At 46.9% G+C, this 20,406-nt stretch carries 15 protein-coding genes; all 15 read left to right on the plus strand.

What is annotated here, in order from left to right; all coding sequences use genetic code 11:
• Positions 1 to 21: 21 nt before the first annotated feature.
• The 15 genes from acs to B076_RS0105755 all read left to right on the plus strand — a co-directional run bounded on the left by acs (position 22) and on the right by B076_RS0105755 (position 20,221).
• A complete protein-coding gene (acs, locus tag B076_RS0105685) occupies positions 22 to 1,983 on the plus strand; it encodes an acetate--CoA ligase (protein ID WP_028486466.1) in 1,962 nt (653 codons plus the stop codon).
• Positions 1,984 to 2,214: 231 nt separating this feature from the next.
• Complete coding sequence (locus tag B076_RS0105690) at positions 2,215 to 2,433, plus strand: DUF485 domain-containing protein (protein WP_028486467.1); 219 nt, start codon at positions 2,215 to 2,217, stop codon at positions 2,431 to 2,433.
• Positions 2,433 to 4,043, plus strand: a complete 1,611-nt coding sequence (locus B076_RS0105695) for a sodium/solute symporter (RefSeq protein ID WP_028486468.1) — start codon at positions 2,433 to 2,435, stop codon at positions 4,041 to 4,043. Before B076_RS0105690 ends, B076_RS0105695 begins: the two co-directional genes overlap by 1 nt.
• A gap of 358 nt (positions 4,044 to 4,401) precedes the next feature.
• Positions 4,402 to 6,048: a putative nucleotidyltransferase substrate binding domain-containing protein gene (locus tag B076_RS0105700; RefSeq protein ID WP_245566323.1), complete on the plus strand. Its 1,647-nt coding sequence runs from the start codon at positions 4,402 to 4,404 to the stop codon at positions 6,046 to 6,048.
• Positions 6,048 to 6,701, plus strand: a complete 654-nt coding sequence (locus tag B076_RS0105705) for a 3'-5' exonuclease (protein WP_028486470.1) — start codon at positions 6,048 to 6,050, stop codon at positions 6,699 to 6,701. Before B076_RS0105700 ends, B076_RS0105705 begins: the two co-directional genes overlap by 1 nt.
• Positions 6,702 to 6,904: 203 nt before the next feature.
• A complete protein-coding gene (gene rimP / locus B076_RS0105710) occupies positions 6,905 to 7,357 on the plus strand; it encodes a ribosome maturation factor RimP (protein WP_028486471.1) in 453 nt (150 codons plus the stop codon).
• Between the two features lie 37 nt (positions 7,358 to 7,394).
• Complete coding sequence (nusA, locus tag B076_RS0105715; protein WP_028486472.1) at positions 7,395 to 8,882, plus strand: transcription termination factor NusA; 1,488 nt, start codon at positions 7,395 to 7,397, stop codon at positions 8,880 to 8,882.
• 20 nt (positions 8,883 to 8,902) lie between these two features.
• Positions 8,903 to 11,395: a translation initiation factor IF-2 gene (gene infB, locus B076_RS0105720; RefSeq protein ID WP_028486473.1), complete on the plus strand. Its 2,493-nt coding sequence runs from the start codon at positions 8,903 to 8,905 to the stop codon at positions 11,393 to 11,395.
• 32 nt (positions 11,396 to 11,427) lie between these two features.
• On the plus strand, positions 11,428 to 11,889 hold the full coding sequence (gene rbfA, locus B076_RS0105725; protein WP_245566324.1) for a 30S ribosome-binding factor RbfA: 462 nt from the start codon (positions 11,428 to 11,430) through the stop codon (positions 11,887 to 11,889).
• Positions 11,890 to 12,828, plus strand: a complete 939-nt coding sequence (gene truB, locus B076_RS0105730) for a tRNA pseudouridine(55) synthase TruB (protein WP_028486475.1) — start codon at positions 11,890 to 11,892, stop codon at positions 12,826 to 12,828.
• Positions 12,829 to 12,830: 2 nt separating this feature from the next.
• Positions 12,831 to 13,679: a methyltransferase domain-containing protein gene (locus B076_RS12220; protein ID WP_157753521.1), complete on the plus strand. Its 849-nt coding sequence runs from the start codon at positions 12,831 to 12,833 to the stop codon at positions 13,677 to 13,679.
• 17 nt (positions 13,680 to 13,696) lie between these two features.
• Positions 13,697 to 14,188 carry a Crp/Fnr family transcriptional regulator gene (locus B076_RS0105740; RefSeq protein WP_051347201.1) on the plus strand — a complete coding sequence of 164 codons (492 nt, stop codon included), beginning with the start codon at positions 13,697 to 13,699 and terminating at the stop codon, positions 14,186 to 14,188.
• A gap of 191 nt (positions 14,189 to 14,379) precedes the next feature.
• The gene (gene rpsO, locus B076_RS0105745; RefSeq protein ID WP_028486477.1) at positions 14,380 to 14,646 is read left to right on the plus strand and encodes a 30S ribosomal protein S15; all 267 of its coding nucleotides are present in this window, start codon (positions 14,380 to 14,382) and stop codon (positions 14,644 to 14,646) included.
• A 399-nt stretch (positions 14,647 to 15,045) separates the two neighbouring features.
• Complete coding sequence (gene pnp, locus B076_RS0105750; RefSeq protein WP_028486478.1) at positions 15,046 to 17,136, plus strand: polyribonucleotide nucleotidyltransferase; 2,091 nt, start codon at positions 15,046 to 15,048, stop codon at positions 17,134 to 17,136.
• A 166-nt stretch (positions 17,137 to 17,302) separates the two neighbouring features.
• Positions 17,303 to 20,221, plus strand: coding sequence for an insulinase family protein (locus tag B076_RS0105755; protein WP_028486479.1), 2,919 nt, complete (start codon positions 17,303 to 17,305; stop codon positions 20,219 to 20,221).
• Positions 20,222 to 20,406 lie beyond the last annotated feature (185 nt).

The raw sequence follows: 20,406 nt of genomic DNA on the forward strand, positions 1-20,406 counted from the left end.
CTACAAAAAGAGAGTGTATCCATGTCAAATATCGAGTCGATCTTAACAGAGAGTCGAGTATTTCAGCCAAGTGACGCGATTAAATCGAGCGTTGCTATTACTGAAGAAAAACTGGTTAAAATGCGCGCCGATGCAGAGGCGGATTTCGAAGGTTTCTGGTCGAATCTGGCCAGAGAGAAATTGACGTGGAGCAAGCCCTTCACTGTTGGCCTAGATGAGAGCAAGGCGCCTCATTACCAGTGGTTTGCCGATGGTGAGTTGAATGTTTCATACAACTGCATCGATCGTCACCTAGACACCAAAAGCGATAAATTAGCGATTATTTTTGAAGGCGATCAAGGGGATGTTGAGCATCACACCTATAAGGAATTGCACGATCAAGTCTGTCGCTTCGCCAACACCTTGACTGCACAGGGGATCACCAAAGGTGATCGTGTGGTCATCTACATGCCGATGATTCCGCAGGCGGTGATTGCCATGCAGGCGTGTGCGCGAATCGGTGCGATCCATTCCGTCGTATTCGGTGGTTTTTCGGCCGAAGCGCTGCGTGACCGTATTGTGGATGCGGGCGCCAAATTGGTGATTACCACCAATGGTAGCCGTCGCGGCGGTAAGTCCATTCCGTTGAAAACGGCGGTAGATAAAGCTTTGGAACACGACTGTGAGCAAGTCAAAAAGGTGATTGTCTATAAGCGTACCGAAGATGACGTTCCTATGCAGGAAGGGCGCGATATCGACTGGTTGGATGCAGAAGCGGGAATGAGCAACTATCACGAGCCTGTTCCTGTTGACTCTGAACACCCGCTGTTCTTGCTATATACGTCCGGCTCCACTGGTAAACCTAAGGGGGTGCAGCACAGTTCCGGTGGTTATTTGCTGAATGCGCATTTGACCAATGAGTGGATGTTTGACCTGAATGATAATGATGTGTTCTGGTGTACGGCCGATGTGGGCTGGATCACCGGTCACAGTTATGTAGCTTATGGGCCTCTTTCAGTCGGTGCCACCATGTTGATGTTTGAAGGGGTGCCGACTTATCCGGATGCCGGACGTTTCTGGCAGGTCTGCCAGGATCACGGTGTCACCGTATTTTATACGGCGCCAACGGCGATTCGTGCCCTGATGAAGTTCGGTGCGGACTTGCCAAAGCAGTACGATCTGTCTAAATTGAGAATTTTAGGAACCGTGGGTGAGCCGATTAACCCGGAAGCCTGGATGTGGTATCACGAGGTTATCGGTGGTGGCAAGTGTCCTATTATTGACACCTGGTGGCAGACCGAAACCGGTGCGCACATGATCGCGCCTTTCCCGGTGACACCGCTTAAACCCGGTTCCTGTACTCAGCCTCTGCCGGGAATTGAAGCGGCGATTTTGGATGAAGAAGGCAATGAACTTGAAAACAACGACGGTGGCTTGTTGGTGATCAAAAAGCCATGGCCGTCAATGATCCGCAATATCTGGGGTGATGATCAGCGTTATCGCGATACCTATTTCCCTCTGAATGGCGATCAAAATAAAAATTATTATGTGGTCGGAGACAGTGCTCATAAGGATGCGGACGGTTACTTCTGGATACTTGGGCGAGTTGATGATGTCTTGAACGTTTCCGGTCACCGTCTTGGGACCATGGAAATCGAATCGGCGTTAGTGTCGCACTCCAAGGTGGCTGAGGCTGCAGTAGTTGGTCGACCACATGATGTCAAGGGTGAGGCGGTCGCCGCCTTTGTGGTCCTTAACATCGATATTCCGGATGGTGAAGAACGTACCGTTTTGATTCAGGAATTGCGTAATTGGGTGGCTCAGGAAATCGGGCCGATTGCCAAACCGGATGACATTCGTTTTGGAACCAATTTGCCTAAAACCCGTTCTGGTAAAATCATGCGTCGCTTGTTAAGAACAATCGCTAAGGGTGAACAGATTACTCAGGATACTTCCACTTTGGAAGATCCGGGTATTTTGGAACAATTTCAGAAAAATAAATAGTGCCTTAGGTTGTTCAGAAAAATGTTTCTGTTTTTTATCTTGTTGATTGGCAAGGTAAAATGCAGAAATTGAATCTCTTTTCGCTTCATACAGCTTTCCTTCGTACGCTCTATTCAAACCTTGAAGATCGGGGTGTCTTAGGGTAGCTGTATTTAGGGGTTGAAAAGAGAAAACTTGACCTGGCTTTAAAGCCAGGTTTTATTACAAAAAGTCTCAATGAGGAGAGGACTTGTGAATAGTAAAGAGAAGTTTTCGGCTATTTTATTAGCTATTTACACAGTGATGTACTTTGGGATTGCACTGATGGTGAGTGCAACGTTCAAAGATGTTGCTGCTACGCAAGTGGCAGGGATGCCACTGGCAATTTGGGGCGGGTTAGTGGTCATCATCAGTGGTGTCATTATTACTCGTATGTATCTAAATAAGATGGATGCTGAGGAGAACGAATAATGGAAAATCTAGTTGCTTTAATTATCGTTGGCCTTGGTATTGCGCTATCGATTTGGATTAGTTTTTATCACCGCGGTTCTACAGCTAGTACGGCTAACTACTATGTTGCCGGCGGCGGGATTTCTCCTCGTGTAAATGGTTTAGCGATGCTTGGTGACTATGCCTCTGCGGCAAGTTTCCTAGGGGTGGCTGGTGCGGTTGCCCTGATGGGGGTTGATGGCTGGTGGCTTGCTATCGGTTTCTTTGCCGCTTGGATCGTGGTTTTGATTGCGATTTCCAGTCCGTTGAAAAATGTAGGTAAGTTCACGGTAGCGGATGTTTTGAATGCCCGTTTCTCTGGGAATGCCAAGAAAATCCGAACAGTTGCGATGCTGTCTACGCTTGTGCTTTGTATCATGTATCTGGTTCCACAGATCGTAGGTGCAGGTCACCTGTTTGGTTTGCTACTAGGTTGGGACTACCTGCCAACTGTATTGGTTACTGGTTCATTGATGGCCTTATTCGTAATCATCGGTGGTATGAAAGGGACTTCTTATAACCAAGCGATTCAAGGTTCAATCCTATTTGGTGCAATGCTGTTCCTTCTAGTGTTTGGTGTGATTCACTTATTTGGTGGTAATCCAGCGGGTGTGATCGAAGCTTCTGAAACGATGGTTCCAGCAAAATTAGCGGCTGGTAATGCAGAAGCGGTTGCAGTGGCAGCCGCCGCAGCTAGTCCAGGCGAAGCGGTTGACGCGGTACGTGCCATTATGGCTGATGCACCATCTGCAGTAACGCCGGGTGTGGGTCTTCGTGACTTTGCTAACCAAGCCTCTCTTGTTGTTGCTTTGTTCTTTGGTGTGTTGGGTCTACCGCATATCTTGATCAAGTTCTACACGGTATCAAATGCTTCTGATGCTCGTAAATCAGCTGAGATTACTATCTGGGGTCTAGCGGTATTCTACGCAGCCATCTTCTTTGTTGGTCTGATCGCTATGTACGCTCTTTATCCTGATCTGCTGAAAATGATTGCAGACGGTGAAATAGGTAAAGCAAAGAATATGACAATGCCTATGTTGGGTGAGATGTTGGGTGGTCAAATCCTAATGGGTGTGATTGCTGCAGGTGCGATGGCAGCGATGTTAAGTACTTCAGCAGGCCTGTTGATTTCTGCAACGTCTTCTTTGGCACACGACCTGTACAAAGGGGTTATCAACCCTGACTCTACCGATGCACAAGAGCTTAAATTTGCAAAAATTGGAGCATTCTTCCTAGCTGTTATTGCGATTGGGATGTCTGTATGGCTGAAAGAAGAAAACGTAGCGATGTTAGTCGGTATGTGTTTCGGTATTGCGGCTTCAACGTTTGCGCCAGCACTTGTATTTGCGGTTTGGTGGAAAGGCCTAACGAGCCAAGCGGTTGTATGGGGTATGGCAACGGGTCTTGTTTTATCTCTACTCTTCACATTCTCTAAGTTCTTTGGACTTGAAACGATGTTAGGTTTAGATGTCTTGGTTAACCCTGCACTTTACTCTGTGCCAGTAGCGGTTCTTGTAACGGTTGTAATCAGCATTATGACGAGTGACCGTGGTGATACTGAAGAGTTTATGGCCAAAGCACACGGAAAATAATATAAATTATTTCATGTTATAAAAAGGGGGCTTTTAGCCCCTTTTTTTTATTTTCAAAAATGTTTTTTATCTGTTTTTTAGCCAATTATTACTGTTGCCCCTGCTGTTTTTCGGAGTATGATTGTAATAATGATTTTTACTGGTTTTAAAAGATATGGCAATCACTCAACAGCGTGAATTTCTTTCACAAATCCCCCCATTTGATCATCTTGAAAAGGCATTGTTAAATAAGCTCGCCGACAGTATGGATGTGGTTTATCTACCTCATAAAACGTTGATAAAGTTTGAAGGGCCCGTAACTGAAAATTCACTCTACCTTTTAATAAAGGGCAAGGTCGCTGAAATCCAGGATGATGAGGTGACATATCGATATAGTGTGCGTGGTTTTTTTGGAGATACGGATATTTTGGGAGAGGGGAATCGCCTTGCTCATTATGAAGTTCAAGAGGAGGCGATTGCTTATAAATTACCTGCCAAACTTTTTTTGCAGGCCTTTGAACAAAATCACGATTTTGCCCATTTTTTTAATTCCTCTATTGTTGAAAAATTAAACCGCATTCACGAAGCGGTGCAGTCCGCTACCTCGACCGAGGTGATGATGGACACGGTTTGTTCCGCACCTCTACAGCCTTATGTTGCCTTAGATAAAGAATCCACACTGCATCACGCCGCTCAGTTAATGGTGGAGCGCCGGACAGATGCTTGTATCGTTGAGTTTAAAGACGCTGAAATCGGCATAGTGACTTCTACGGATATTTTAAAACTTCTTGCAAAAAATGAACCCGAGCTGGCTTCCCTCAGACTGGATGAATTAGCGAACAGGCCTGTTCAAACGGTTCATGAGTTTGATTATCTGTTTAATGCGTTACTGAAGATGACCCGTTTTCAGATCGATCGCTTGGTTGTCAGAGGGGATCAGGGCTATAGAGGTTTTTTACATCAGAAGGATTTGATGAGTCTGTTTGCCAATCAGTCAGGCCTGGTGTTGTTGAAGGTAGAACAGGCACAAAGTGTTGCCGATTTGGTGGTGCTGGGTGAGCAGATTGATGGGTTGATAGCTAACTTGAACCGTAAAGGCATCAAAACTCACTATATCGCCAAGCTGGTGAATGAATTGCATCGTAAGATGATCAGTAAGTTGGTTGATTTTCTATTGCCTGAACACTTAACCGATAAGGTTTGTATTTTTGTTATGGGCAGTGAGGGCCGCTCAGAGCAGGTGATTCGCACCGACCAGGATAACGCACTTATTTATGCGGATGATTTGACCGAGAGCGAACTCCGTGAGCTTGAAGCCTTTGCAACAAGCTTTATCGCCGCCTTGCAGGAGATGGGCTTCCCGCCATGTCCTGGCGATATCATGCTTTCCAATAGTGATTGGCGCATGAATAAGACCACTTTTATGGAGAAGGTCGCCGGGTGGTTTAAAAACCCATCGGATGAGAACTTTATGCATGCCGCCATTTTATTTGATGCAGAAACGGTTTTTGGTCAAGGGTCATGGTTAAACCAGCTCAAGCAGACTCTGCAGCATGAAAAAGAGCGTTACTCAAATTTTTTACGCCTCTTTGCAGTATCGGTTTTACGCTTTAAGACACCTATCGGTTTCTTTGGAGGTTTGGTCGCGGACTCTGAATCGGGTCATGAAGTCATCGATATCAAGAAGGGGGGCATATTCAGTATTGTCCATGGTGTGCGTTGCTATGCATTGGAATCGGGAATTGAAAAGACCAATACACATTGGCGTATCAAGGCGTTGATGGATGCGGGTGTGTTTGATAAAGAGTTTGGTATCGAGCTTGGTGAAACCTTGAACTTCTTAAATACTTTACGTTTGGAATCCATGTTGCATCAACTGGCGGACGGGATTGAGGTGCCGGATAATAAAATCCGATTATCTGAGTTAAGTCATATGCAACAAGACCTGCTGAAACAGAGTTTTACCGTGGTGGATGACTTCAAGAAACGTATTAGCCATCACTTTGCGCTTGATGGGTTATTGTAATGCTAGCGTATATCAAGGCCTGGTTAAAAGGCTCAAAGGTAAACAAACTCAAACGTCAACTGAAAGATCCTTATTACCAATATCTGTTTGATGTCGAACCGGGTGTGTTTGTCTGTTTTGATTGTGAAACGACGGGTTTGGATCGAAAGAAAGACCGAATCATTACGTTAAGTGCGATAAAAATCGTCAACAATGAAGTGCAGACCAGCCAGAGCCTAAATCTTGTGATTCAACAGCCAGAGGATATTTCAGCAGAGAGTATTGCGATTCACCAGATTCGCAATCTCGATGTTGAAAACAGTGAATCTTTATATACGGACGAGTTTGAAGCGATTAAGGTGTTTCTTGAGTTTATCCGTGGCGCGACACTGGTTGGCTACCATCTAGAGTTCGATATCGCTATGGTGGATAGAGTGATCAAACCCCGTCTAGGCATGGGGCTTCCCAATCCTCAAATTGAAGTTTCTGGAATGTATTATGAATACGCAATGCAAAAATATAAGCGCTCGTGTATTGAACCTAATATAGACCTTTCGTTTGATACTATTCTTAAAAACACACAAATCCCAAACTTTGGGCAGCACGATGCTTTTAGCGATGCCTTGATGACCTCGCTGATTTTCCTTAAATTACAACAATCTATAAGTAGATAAAAGGTAAGGTGTTTCTGCTGAAGTGCTTCAGTTTTACTTGACAAAAAGTGTCTTAGGGTGTATCTTTCCCGCAGATTTTTTAAAAAGTATTGATTAAGAGGTGTTTATAATGCGTTTAAATACCTGCTTAAGTTTTTAAAAACCCCGTCTTTACGGGGTTTTTTGTTATTTGAACCTGGCAAACCTAACCAACGGATAACTGCGTGATTTTAGAAAAAAAGTTAGAAAGCTTATTGGAACCAACCATCGAAAGCATGGGTTTCGAGTTATGGGCCGTGGAGTATATGCCCGCAGGAAGACATTCCACCTTAAGGCTTTTCGTTGATAAAGAGTCCGGTATTACGGTTGACGATTGTGCCGATATTAGTCGACAGGTCAGTGCGGTTCTGGATGTGGAAGATCCGATCGATGCGGCCTATAACCTGGAAGTATCCTCTCCAGGCTTAGACAGACCGTTAATCAAGCCAGAACATTTTAAACGTTATCAAGGAAAGACGGTTCGTGTTAGAGCGGCAACAGCGATTCTTGGGCGTAAAAAATTCAAAGGCCCGATGACCCAGGTGAGTGATGAGGGCATTGTGGTCGAAGTGGATGGTGAACTCTATGAGATTCCATTCGATTTAATTGATAAAGCCAATTTAGTGGCTGAGTTTTAATATAACTGACATCCAAATTATTTAGAGCGAGTGAATAATGAGTAAAGAAGTTCTAGCCGTAGTTGAAATCATGGCAAATGAAAAAGGTGTAGATAAAGAAATTATTTTTGATGCAATTGAAACCGCTTTGGCCACTGCAACTCGTAGAAGTCATGATGATGAGTTGGATGCTCGGGTTGAAATTGATCGACACAGTGGAGAGTATGAAACTTTTCGCCGTTGGGAAGTGATTCCGGATGATGCACAGATTGAAGATCACGTTGGCTGGTACATCCGTGAGATGGATGCAGTTGATGTGGAACCGCATATTGAAGTGGGCGAGTTTATCGAAGAGCCGATGGAATCGATCGATTTCGGTCGTATCGGTGCACAGACAGCCAAACAGGTCATTATTCAGAAAGTACGTGAAGCTGAACGTAAGAAGGTGGTAGAAGAGTACAGCAAACGTGTCGGTGAGATTCTAACCGGTCAAGTGAAACGCATTGACCGTGGCGATGTCATCCTGGATATGGGTGATAATGTCGATGCTGTCATCCCACGAAATGAGTTGATCAATCGTGAGACCTTCCGAATCGGTGATCGTGTTCGTGCCTATTTACAAGAGGTGACGTTCCGTCCACGTGGTGCTCAGTTGTTTATGTCCCGCGCTTGTAAAGAGATGTTGATTGAATTGTTCAAGATCGAAGTGCCGGAAATCAGTGATGATTTGATTGATATCATGAGTGCGGCTCGTGATGTCGGTTTCCGTGCCAAGGTGGCGGTACGTGCCAATGACCCGCGTCTTGATCCGATTGGCGCCTGCGTGGGCATGCGTGGCGGTCGTGTTCAGGCGGTGACCAATGAATTGAATGGTGAACGTATCGACATCGTACTTTGGGATGCGAATGACGCACAGTTTGTCATCAATGCCATGGCACCGGCCGAAATCACTTCCATTATGGTGGATGAAGATGGTCATACGATGGATTTGGCGGTCAATGATGAACAGCTTTCACAAGCCATCGGTAAAAACGGCCAGAACATTCGCCTTGCTTCCGAGCTGACACGTTGGGAATTGAACGTGATGAGCGAATCGGACATGGCGGCCAAACATGAGACCGAATCGAAAGACCAGATCGAAACATTTGTCAATGCGCTTGACGTGGACGAAGAATTGGCTGAGGTTCTGGTTTCGGAAGGGTTTACTACCATCGAAGAAGTCGCTTACGTGCCTGCAGCTGAAATGCTTGAAATCGACGGCTTTGATGAAGACATCGTAGCCGAGTTAAAGCAACGTGCCAAAGACGCCTTGCTGACTCAAGAAATTGCTAATGAAGAAAAGGCCGCTATGGCCGAGCCCGCTGATGACCTGCTTGCGTTGGAAGGAATGAATCCTGCCATGGCGAAGCAGTTGGCATCCAATGGCGTGATTACACAAGAAGACCTGGCTGAGCTAGATACCGATGAATTATTAGAGTACGTTGATCTAGATGAAGCCACTGCAGGTGAATTAATCTTAAAAGCACGTGCACCATGGTTTGAATAAGAATAAGAGGGAGAGTTTCAATGGCAGAAGTATCAATAAAACAGTTTTCGGAAACACTCAACCTTTCTGTAGATAAGTTGCTTTCACAGCTTGAAGCCTCAGGTGTAAAGGGGAAAAAAGCGGATGATGCGATCAGCGAAGATGAAAAACGTACTTTGTTGGCGTACCTGAAAAGTTTGCATGGTGACAGCGCTGATGAAGCGCCCAAGAAAGTAACCCTTCGCCGCAAGCAGACATTGAATTTGTCGGCAGGATCCGGTTCAGGTAAGCGTACCGTCAATGTTGAAGTGCGAAAAAAACGCACCTACGTTAAAAAGACAGAAAGCGAACAGCCTGAAGTTCAGGAAGAAGCTCCGGTAGAAGAAGTCGTGAAGGCGTTAGAGTCGGAAGTGGCTGCTAAAACAGCAGAAACCACGGTAGCTCAGGAAGTCGCAGAAGAGAAAGTTTCTAGCACTCCGGCGGAAGAGGTTGTTGCTCCGGTTGAACCTGTTGTGGAAGAGACTCCAATTGAAGTGGTGGCACCGCTTCCAGAGAAGGAAGATCACTCTAAAGCGGCTAAAAAGGGTAAAAAATCCCGTCATGCCGAACCGGAAAAAGATGAGCCAAAAGCGAAGAAGGTTCTGAAAGAGAAGAAATCTTCGATTGGTGAAGACAACTTACGTCGTTTGAAAAAACGAAGAGGCCAGCAGTCTGGTCGCAAGAAGCCGGTTCAATCGGCACAGAATGAGCATGCATTCCAGAAGCCAACCGCTCCGGTCATCAAGGAAGTCAAGATTCCCGAAAGCATCAAACTTTCCGAACTGGCTGATCAGATGTCCGTCAAGGCAGGGGAAGTCATCAAGTTTATGATGATGAATCTGGGCACTATGGCTACCATCAACCAAGTATTGGATCAGGAAACGGCCATGCTTATCGTTGAAGAGATGGGACATAAGCCGGTTGCATTTAATGAAGTGACGATTGAAGATGAAGTCACCAGCCAGGAATATCACGGTGAAACCGTACAGCGTTCTCCGGTCGTGACCATTATGGGTCACGTTGACCATGGTAAGACGTCCTTGCTTGACTATATCCGTAAAGCTAAGGTGGCACATGGAGAAGCCGGGGGAATCACCCAGCATATCGGTGCCTACCATGTCGATACCGATAAAGGCGGGGTGACATTTATCGATACTCCTGGTCACGCGGCCTTTACCGCAATGCGTGCGCGTGGTGCCAAGGTAACCGATGTGGTTGTCATTGTGGTGGCCGCTGACGACGGTGTGATGCCGCAGACTAAAGAAGCCATCCAGCATGCAAAAGCGTCTGGAGTAGGGATTGTGGTTGCCATCAACAAGATGGATAAGGAATCCGCCAATCCTGATCGCGTGATGCAGGAAATGGTTGCTGAGGAAGTGATTCCTGAAGATTGGGGTGGAAGCGTCCAGTTTATTCCAGTTTCCGCTAAAACAGGCATGGGTATCGATGATCTGTTGGATGCCATTTCACTTGAATCGGAAATGTTGGAGCTTGAAGCCCCAACAGAAGGTCACGCCAAAGGCGTGGTGATCGAATCCCGTTTGGATAAAGGACGAGGTCCGGTTGCGACCGTATTGGTTCAGTCCGGTACCTTGAAAAAAGGCGATATCGCTTTGTGTGGTATGGAATATGGCCGTGTCCGCGCATTGGTCAGCGATTCTGGCGAAATGGTGGATTCAGCGGGTCCTTCGATTCCGGTCGAGATTTTGGGGCTTTCAAGTGTTCCGGTCGCCGGGGATGAGATGATTACCGTGGAAAGCGATCGTAAAGCGCGTGAAGCGGCCACCTTCCGTCAAGGCAAGTTCAAGGAACTTAAAATCGCCCGTCAGCAGAAATCTAAATTGGATAATATGTTCAACAAGATGGCCGAAGGCGATATGCAGCACATTAATGTGGTGTTGAAAGCCGACGTGCAAGGTTCGATCGAAGCCATTTCCGATGCCTTGACCAAGTTATCTACCGATGAAGTCAAAGTGACCATCGTATCCAGCGGCGTGGGTGGGGTGTCCGAAACTGATGCCAACTTGGCGATCGCGTCGGATGCCTTGATTGTCGGGTTTAACGTGCGTGCCGACGCCACTGCGAAACGTTTGATCGACAGCGAAGGCATCGGTCTGAAATACTACAGTGTCATTTATGAAATCGTCGATGACGTCAAACGCGCGATCGAAGGTAAGATGGCTCCAGACTTCAGAGAAGATATTGTCGGGGTTGCGGATGTGCGTGAAGTCTTCAAGGCTCCAAAAATCGGCTTGATTGCGGGTTGTATGGTGACAGAAGGCACGGTTAAACGAAACAATCCAATTCGTGTTCTGCGTGATAACATCGTTATCTACGAAGGTGTACTGGAATCTTTACGTCGCTTTAAAGATGACGTTCAAGAGGTTCAGAAAGGCATCGAATGCGGTATCGGCGTGAAAGATTACAATGATGTCAAAGTCGGTGATCAGATCGAGTGTTTCGAGCGTGTTGAGGTCAAACGAACTCTCGACTAAAAGAGTACATTTGATTAATCATCTAGACAAAATTGCGTTCAGCAGAATCGGCAGGCCTGTCGATTCTGCTGAACGCCAGTAAAGAAAATGCTCCAACTGGAGCATTTTCGCTTTATGAGAATTCACAAAATATGAATCAACAGAACTTTAGCCGTCCGACTCGGGTGGCGCAAGAAATCAAGAAAACCCTGGCGGATTTGCTGTTAAGAGAAGCAAAAGACCCACGTTTTCACAAAATCAATTTAACCGATTGCAAAATTTCCAAGGATTTGGCCGTGGCCAAGGTGCATTTTGCCTTGATCGGACACAATCAGGACGATCCGGAAGTGGCCAATGTGTTGCAGGCTCTGGACAAAGCTAAAGGATATTTAAGAAGTGAACTCGGTCGTCGTTTGAAATTACGTATCGTGCCGGACATTCGTTTCTATTATGATTCCGCTCCTGAGCACGCCGCTTATATCGAGGACTTGATTAATAAGGCTTTGAATAAGTAAATGGCTCAGTACAGACGACCGCCGCGCGAGAATATCAACGGCATAGTTTTGCTCAACAAGCCGGTTGGAGTTTCTTCCAACGGTATCCTGCAACAGGTGATGCGGATTTTTAACGCCAAAAAGGGCGGGCACACCGGCGCTTTGGATCCGTTTGCTACAGGATTGCTGCCTATCTGTTTGGGGGAAGCCACCAAGGTGTCAGGCTTGCTTTTGGATTCCGACAAACGCTACACGGCCACCTTGAAGTTGGGTGAACAGAGCGATACCGGGGACACCGAAGGCGAGATCATCCAGCTTCTGCCGGTGCCTGAATTGAATGAGGCGGTTATCGAAGCCGTTTTTGAGCAGTTCAGAGGTGAGATAGAACAGGTTCCGCCGATGTATTCTGCACTCAAACATCAGGGCAAACCCTTGTATTACTATGCGCGAAAAGGCATTGAAATTGACAGGCCTGCCCGTCCTATCCGCATCTTGGCTTTAGATTTGATCGGTTTTTCAGAAAATGAAATCGTGTTTGACGTTTTGTGTTCCAAGGGTACCTATGTGCGTACCTTGGGTGAAGATATTGCCAAAGCCCTGGGAACAGTCGGGCACTTGACCGCGTTGCACCGCACCCAGACCGGGAGTTTGCACGGCGACCAGATGTTGACCCTGGAAGAGATCGAGGCACGCAAGCTTGAGTGCCTGCAACCGTTGGATATTGCGTTGCAGCACTTACAGCGTATTGATTTGGATGCAGAGCAGGCGGCTTTGATCAAGCAGGGGCAAAAGCTGCGCCTGGAACAGCCAAAAACCGATTTGGTGCGTTTTTACGACGATCAGGGTGTTTTTTTTGCGGTGGGTGAATGGCAAGTTGAAAAGCAGCTTTTAAAACCTAAGCGGGTGTTTAATTTGCCTTCCGGTCCTAATACGAACGCTCCCTCGGGTTCTAAGGCTTGATGATGTTGTTTGATTCTGCTGACGGTATTTTGGATTTGCGATCCTTTGAAGAGTTTAAGGTCGCGCATTTGCCTGAGTCCACCTGGATGGCGTGGCAAGATGTTCCGGACCACCTCAATGAGTTACCTGCCGCCCCCGCCAAACTGTTTCTGGTGGGATCGCATCAGGCTATTGAGGAAGTGAGCCTGTATCTGCACGAAAAAAACTATCAGGTCAGCGGTTCGCTTTTAATCAATCATGCTGAGGATTTAGCGCGTTGGCAGCAGCAGCTACCAGGCCTGTTCATTTCCGGTAAAGAGTCCAAAACCTTGTGGTCTCCGAGTGCACTGGTAAAAGAATTTATTGAATCTGTGGTGACTGACTCAAAGTCGCATGCCGGTACAGCCATCGATTTGGGATGTGGAGGGGGCCGGGATGCGGTCTTCTTGGCCAAGCAAGGCTGGAAGGTCACGGCAATCGATCAGGAAAGTCGAGTGATAAAACGCGCTAAACAACTCGCGAGTCGCGCTGGTGCTTCTGTGAAATGGAAATGCTGCGATTTAAAGAAGGCGGGATGTTTGCCGGAAACCGAGTTTGATTTGGTCTTGGTGATGCGTTTTCTCAACCGTAATCTGTATTCAGAGATCGACGCGCGGGTGAAACCCGGTGGATGGCTTGTTTTCCAAACCTTTGTTGAGGGGGTTGAGGTCTTCGGCTCCCCCAAAAATCCTAACTATATCCTGCGAAAGGGCGAGTTAGCGCAAGTTTTTGCAGACTTTAAAGTGATAATTGATAGAATAGACATCTTGCCGGACGGCCGCCCAGTCGCCTGTTTTGTGGGGCAGAAGAGAGGCGGGAACCGTCCTGATTGATAGAGAGTGGAGAGAGTATGATTAGCATGACCAGCAAGGAATTATTTAAATTTTTTCAAACCAATTTTATCTGTGAGTCGTTGACTCGTGAAGATGTCGAAAAACTTATCTCTTTTTTGCAAGAAAAGTGGTATGAATCCGGTGAAGTGATTTCCGACACGGGTGAAGTAGGTGACTCGCTTGGCTTTATTATTGAAGGTAAGGTCAAGTTTACCAGTGGCTCAGGCTCTGAAGAGGCCGAAGTCGGCAAACAGGGTGAAGGCAGTTTGATTGGTGAGATGTCTTTCTTTGACGGTAAACCGCGTAACCTTAAAATGTCGGCCTGTAAAAAGGGCGTGAAGTTGTTTATTTTGACCAAGCCCATGTATGATCGTTTGAAGGTCGAACAGCCTTATATTGCGGTAAACATTCTTGAAAATGCCATCGTCAGCCTGGATACCCTAATTCGTCATATGGGCGATGACATTAACGCCTTGGAAAACTACGTGCACGGCTTTGGAAAACGTTAATTTTTCTGGCATAGTTTATGGGAATGGGATCAAAACACGTCATAATGTTAGCCTGTTCCGATAAATTGACATTTTAGTCAGCGTTAAAGCTTGTATTGCCGGTTTAAATCCGTAAAATACTCGGTTCGACTTCTATCATCGGTTGTGGAAGTTGAATTTTAATTCAAAACCGATCCATTGGAGAAAGACCTATGTTTGATGCTGAAGTTAAAGCACAAATCGTTGCAGAATACGCTACCTCAGAAGGCGATACCGGTTCACCAGAAGTTCAAGTTGCACTTCTTACTCACCGTATCAAGCACTTGACTGAGCACTTTAAAGCGCACAAGCAAGACAACCACTCACGTACCGGTTTGTTACGTTTGGTGAGTCGTCGTCGTAAGCTTTTAGATTACCTTCACAAGAAAGACGGTGAAAGATATCTAAATCTTATCAAGCGTTTGGGTCTACGTAAGTAATTCCAAAGCCTTGAAGAAAAAGCCCTGCATAGCAGGGTTTTTTTTTGCCAATTTTTTAGCTAAATGGGCCAAAAACTCCTGGTTTAGCAGACAATAAAAGGTAGAATGAAATGGTTTTTATCTTGAGGGCCGGATATTCACAGCCTTGGCTTTTGTTAAAGCCTGTCGTTCATGTTTAAGTGCTTGAAAAGACAGTGAAAATGGTGATGTGTTTTGGCGTATAGGCTGTTGTTGCTTCAACGTTTTGCTAAAATAGATGAGCTTGTCTCAAGATGAATGGACTATTTACTATTAATGCATAGTTGGCTGTAAACCAAGAGCCTGAATCCCTAAGCGACTTTTTGTTTAGGGATTCAGGTTTTCAGCCATTTGAATCTAAGAAATTATAAAAGGTGTTTCATGGCTAAAATTAGCAAGTCATTTCAATACGGACAGCATCAAGTTACTTTAGAAACCGGAGAGATCGCTCGTCAGGCAGACGGTGCGGTAATGATCGGCATGGGTGACACACGCGTGCTGGTTACGGTAGTCGCTGCCAAATCGGCGAAAGAGGGGCAGGACTTTTTTCCTCTGACCGTAAACTATCAGGAAAAAGCCTATGCGGCCGGCCGTATTCCAGGCGGTTTCCTTAAACGTGAAGGACGTCCTTCAGAGAAGGAAACCTTAACCTCTCGTCTGATTGACCGTCCGATTCGTCCTTTGTTCCCCAAAGGGTTCTTGAATGAGGTGCAGGTCATCGCTACTGTAGTGGCTTTGGATCCTGAGGTGGGAACCGAAGTGCCGGCCATGCTTGGAACTTCAGCAGCTTTAGCCATTTCCGGCATTCCGTTTAACGGCCCAATTGGTGCCGCTATTGTGGGATATCAGAATGATGAATACCTGCTTAATCCAAGTGCCGAGGCCTTACAGGAATCCGATTTGGAGTTGAGTGTTGCCGGTACTCAAGACGCGGTCTTGATGGTTGAATCGGAAGCGTCCGAGTTGTCAGAAGATATTATGTTGGGCGCGGTGATGTTTGGTCATCAACAGATGCAAGCAGCCATTTCTGCAATTCAGGAATTTGCTCAAGAAGCAGGTAAACCGACTTGGGATTGGCAAGCTCCAGAAGAAAATACCGAACTTAAAAATGCCGTATTCGATCTGATTCGTAGTGATGTTGAAGCCGCCTATTCAATTGCCGACAAAATGGATCGATACGCTGCTTTAGATGCAGCCAAAGAGAAAGCCATGACCCAGTTAGTCGCTTCTGAAATCAATGAAGAAGGCTTTCACGCAAAAGAGATCGAAGGCATGTTCGGCAAATTGCAGAAAGACATCGTACGCGGACGCATCATTGCCGGCGAGCCACGTATTGACGGGCGTGACGGTAAAACTGTTCGTAGCATTGACTGTCAGGTCGGCGTCCTGCCACAGGTTCATGGTTCAGCTTTGTTCACCCGTGGTGAGACTCAGGCTTTGGTTGTGACCACTTTGGGAACCGAAAAGGACGCCAAGATGGTCGATGAACTGACCGGTTCCTATAACGACCGTTTCATGCTGCATTATAACTTCCCTCCGTTTTCGGTAGGGGAGTGTGGACGAGTAGGCAGTCCGGGACGCCGCGAAGTTGGTCACGGAATGTTGGCGCGTCGCGGTGTTGCCGCCTTGTTGCCGACCTCTGAAGAATTTCCATATACCATTCGTGTGGTGTCTGAAATCACCGAATCAAACGGTTCAAGCTCTATGGCGTCGGTTTGCGGTACTTCGATGTCCTTAATGCATGCCGGTGTGCCGATTGCCGCTCCGATTGCGGGTATCGCCATGGGATTGATCAAGGAAGACAGCGGTTTTGCCGTGCTTTCGGATATCTTGGGTGATGAAGATCACCTTGGGGATATGGATTTCAAAGTGGCCGGAACCGATCAAGGGATTACCGCCTTGCAGATGGATATTAAAATCACCGGCATTACCGAAGAGATCATGCAAATTGCACTGGATCAAGCCAAGGCGGGCCGTTTGCACATTTTGGGTGAGATGGCGAAAGCAATCAGCTCGTCCAATGCTGATGTCGCGGGAACCGCGCCGCGTTTCTTTATGGTGAAAGTTAAGCCAGAGAAGGTACGTGAAATCATCGGAAAAGGTGGCGCGACGATTCGTGCCCTGACCGAAGAAACCGGTTGTACCATTGAAATCGACGACGAAGGCAATGTCAAAATCGCCTCGGTGGATGAAGAGTCTGCTAATTTGGCTAAAGCGCGTATTGCGGAAATTACCGCCGAGCCGGAAATTGGCAAAACCTATGATGCCGTGGTCAAAAAGATTGTCGACTTTGGTGCGTTTGTGGCTTACATGCCCGGCCGTGAAGGGTTGGTTCATGTGTCGCAGATTGCCGAAGAGCGTGTTGAAAACGTAGAAGATTACTTGAAAGAAGGTCAGGAAATCCGCGTCAAACTTACTGACATCGACAAGCAAGGACGCGTCAAGCTTTCCATGAAAGAGGCGGATGCTTAATCGTCTATTTCTTGCTTGATTGAAAGCCTTTTTGGTTTTTAATCTGTTTTAAAGGGCCATTTCTAATGGCCTTTTATCGTTTAAAGAATGTCTTTATTTGAAAATGTTTCGGGAAATCCCCATTCATTTCAGACAAAGTCACTAAAAATATAATTTGGGAAAATTTATGTCTAAATCGCATCCTGCTTTTGAATTTATCGGTCGGCACCCTATCGAGACTTTAAATTTGACGGTTGAGCACTACCAGCACAAGGTAACCGGGGCCACCCATTACCATTTGGCGGCTGACGATCCGCAGAATGTATTTTTAGTGGCCTTGCGCACCGTACCGATGGATTCCACCGGTGTGGCGCACATTTTGGAACACACCGTACTCTGCGGCAGCGAGAAGTATCCCGTACGCGATCCCTTTTTTATGATGATCCGTCGCTCTTTGAATACCTTTATGAATGCCTTCACGTCGAGTGATTGGACCGCTTATCCATTCGCCACGGAAAACCGTAAAGATTTCCAGAACCTGTTGCAGGTCTATATGGACGCGGTATTTTTCCCGAATCTGGATGAGCTGGATTTCGCTCAGGAAGGGCACCGTTTTGAATTTGAGGAGATGGATAACCCGGATTCACCCCTGACCTATAAAGGTGTGGTTTTCAATGAGATGAAAGGGGCCATGAGTTCGCCGATTTCACGTCTTTGGCAGAGTTTGACCGAATCCCTGTACCCGACCAATACCTATCACTACAACAGCGGCGGTGAGCCGGTCGATATCCCGGATTTGACGCATCAGCAGTTGGTGGCATTCCATCAGGCACATTACCATCCTTCCAACTCGGTGTTTATGACCTATGGTGACATCAGTGCTTTGCAACACCAGACCGGGTTTGAAGAGCTTGCTTTGAAGCGTTTCGATTCGCCAGTGCCGCAGGTGCATGTTGGCTTGGAAGAGCGTTTTGATAAACCTCAGACGGTTGAAAAATTCTACGCGTTGGATGAGGAGGAGAGTGCCCATAAAACTCATCTTGTATTGGGCTGGTTGTTGGGATTGAATCAGGATCCAAAAGAGGTGTTAAAAGGGCATCTGCTGAGTTCGGTGCTTTTGGACAACAGTGCCTCGCCATTGCGTAAAGTGTTGGAAGAGACTGATTTGGGCACGGCTGCGTCGCCGTTGTGCGGTTTGGAAGAGTCCAATAAAGAGATGGTGTTTTCCGTCGGCTTGCAGGGCTCTGAAGCCGAGCACGCTGAAGCGGTTGAGCATTTGATTATCGATGAATTACAACGCATTGTGAATGTTGGTGTCGATCAGCAACAGGTGGAGGCCATGCTGCACCAATTGGAACTCTCCCAGCGTGAAGTGGGAGGGGACAGCTATCCTTATGGTTTGCAGTTGATTTTACATGCCCTGCCCGGTGCTTTGCACGATGGTGACCCAATTGCTTTATTGGATTTGGACGACGCATTGCAGGAATTGGAAGAGGAAATCAAAAACCCCCGTTTTATCCCGAACTTGATACAGTCGTGGTTGCTGGATAATCCGCACCGTGTACGTTTGTGCATGCGACCGGATAAAGAGTTGGCCAAGCGTGAGGAAGAAACAGAGAAGCAGAAGCTGGCTCAAATTCAAGCAGGCCTGTCCGTTTCTGAAAAACAGCAAATTGTGGACCTGGCGCTAGCGCTGGCGGAACGTCAGGAACAGATTGACGATGCCGATATTCTACCGGAAGTGACCAAGGACGATATCCCGACTGAGATCAAAATTATTCAAGGTGAGCAAGGTGCTGTTGGCGACTTGCCGGTGCATCAATACCAGTGCGGAACCAATGGCCTGGTTTATGAGCAAGTGTTGATTGATCTTCCCGATTTTTCGGAACATGAGAAAGCCATTTTGCCGTTGTTCAACACCTGTTTGACCGAAGTCGGGTGTGGTGGTCGGGATTATATCCAGACCCAAGAATTTCAGGCGGCCATTTCCGGCGGCATTTCCGCTCGTTCTGCCGTTCACTCCAAAATAGGCGATCCAAGCGCGTGTCACAGCCACTATATTCTTTCCTCCAAGGCGCTTAACCGTAATCAGGAAGCTTTGGCTGGTTTGATGGAAGACACGCTTTATAGCGCGCGTTTTGACGAGTTGGCACGCATCAAGGATTTGGTTGGCCAGGTACGAGCCAGTGTTGACCATGGCATCACCGGAAACGGTCATGGTTTGGCGATGATGGCCGCCACGCAAAGTTTCACACCGATGGCGAAATGGAAATTCGAGCGCAGCGGTTTTGCCGGTATCCAATTCATCAAGCAGTTGCATGAACAGCTCAAAGATTCAACCCGAATGGAAAGTTTTGCCGAAGAGCTTAAGGGCATTCAGGACAAGTTAACTCAAGCCCCCAAACAGGGATTGTTGGTGGTGGATGAAGCGGGACATGCTTCGGCACTTAACGGCATGCAGAGTCGCTGGAAAAAGCTCTCTCAGCCTGCTCAAAGGCAAGAAGGCTTTAAGTTGCAAGCATCACACGGCCAAATCAAGCAGGCCTGGGTCACCAGTACACAGGTTAATTTCTGTGCACAGGCCTATCCGGCCGTATTGGCGGATCATGCCGATGCTCCCAAGCTTGCCGTTTTAGGGGCGTGTTTGCGCAACGGCTTTCTACATTCGGCCATTCGTGAAAAGGGCGGGGCCTACGGTGGCGGTGCGACCTACAACGGTGAGGCGGCAGCTTTTGTTTTCTATTCATACCGTGATCCGCGTTTGCTGGAAACTTACGATGATTTCGCCAAGGCCAAGGATTGGTTGATGAGCAATGAGATGACGCAGGCCAAGGTCGACGAAGCCATTCTCAATGTCATCAGTGCAATGGATAGACCGGGATCTCCTGCCGGTGAAGCCAAGAAAGCGTTTTACCAATCATTGTATGGTCGTACGCACGATGTGCGTATGGCTTATCGAGAAGGCGTGATTTCGAGCACCGTCAACGAGTTGCGGGAGGTTGCTGAACGCTACCTGCATCCGGAACGCGCTTCTTCTGCCGTGTTGACCCATAGCGGTATGAAAGAGATTGTCGCTGATGAGGGGTTTGATGTGTTTACACTTTAAAAGCCTTTATGCGCTTTGGACGATCCGAACCGCTTTTAAAAATCGCGTTACCCAGGCCTGTTCATTTTGTTGATTATTAAGAATAACATGAGCAGAAACCCCCTCAAGCTGACGGTGCCTGGCTGATGTAACCTTTTACCTATTGAATATAAATACAAAAAAACAATAAAAGATTAAAACAATAA

It is taken from the genome of Thiomicrorhabdus chilensis DSM 12352 (genome assembly GCF_000483485.1).
Lineage (GTDB): Bacteria > Pseudomonadota > Gammaproteobacteria > Thiomicrospirales > Thiomicrospiraceae > Thiomicrorhabdus > Thiomicrorhabdus chilensis.

Coding starts and splice junctions, on each gene's coding strand:
- nusA (WP_028486472.1), top strand. CDS start 7,395: ATGAGTAAAGAAGTTCTAGCCGTAGTTGAAATCATGGCAAATGAAAAA.
- pnp (WP_028486478.1), top strand. CDS start 15,046: ATGGCTAAAATTAGCAAGTCATTTCAATACGGACAGCATCAAGTTACT.
- B076_RS12220 (WP_157753521.1), top strand. CDS start 12,831: ATGTTGTTTGATTCTGCTGACGGTATTTTGGATTTGCGATCCTTTGAA.
- rpsO (WP_028486477.1), top strand. CDS start 14,380: ATGTTTGATGCTGAAGTTAAAGCACAAATCGTTGCAGAATACGCTACC.
- B076_RS0105705 (WP_028486470.1), top strand. CDS start 6,048: ATGCTAGCGTATATCAAGGCCTGGTTAAAAGGCTCAAAGGTAAACAAA.
- acs (WP_028486466.1), top strand. CDS start 22: ATGTCAAATATCGAGTCGATCTTAACAGAGAGTCGAGTATTTCAGCCA.
- B076_RS0105755 (WP_028486479.1), top strand. CDS start 17,303: ATGTCTAAATCGCATCCTGCTTTTGAATTTATCGGTCGGCACCCTATC.
- B076_RS0105740 (WP_051347201.1), top strand. CDS start 13,697: ATGATTAGCATGACCAGCAAGGAATTATTTAAATTTTTTCAAACCAAT.
- B076_RS0105695 (WP_028486468.1), top strand. CDS start 2,433: ATGGAAAATCTAGTTGCTTTAATTATCGTTGGCCTTGGTATTGCGCTA.
- truB (WP_028486475.1), top strand. CDS start 11,890: ATGGCTCAGTACAGACGACCGCCGCGCGAGAATATCAACGGCATAGTT.
- infB (WP_028486473.1), top strand. CDS start 8,903: ATGGCAGAAGTATCAATAAAACAGTTTTCGGAAACACTCAACCTTTCT.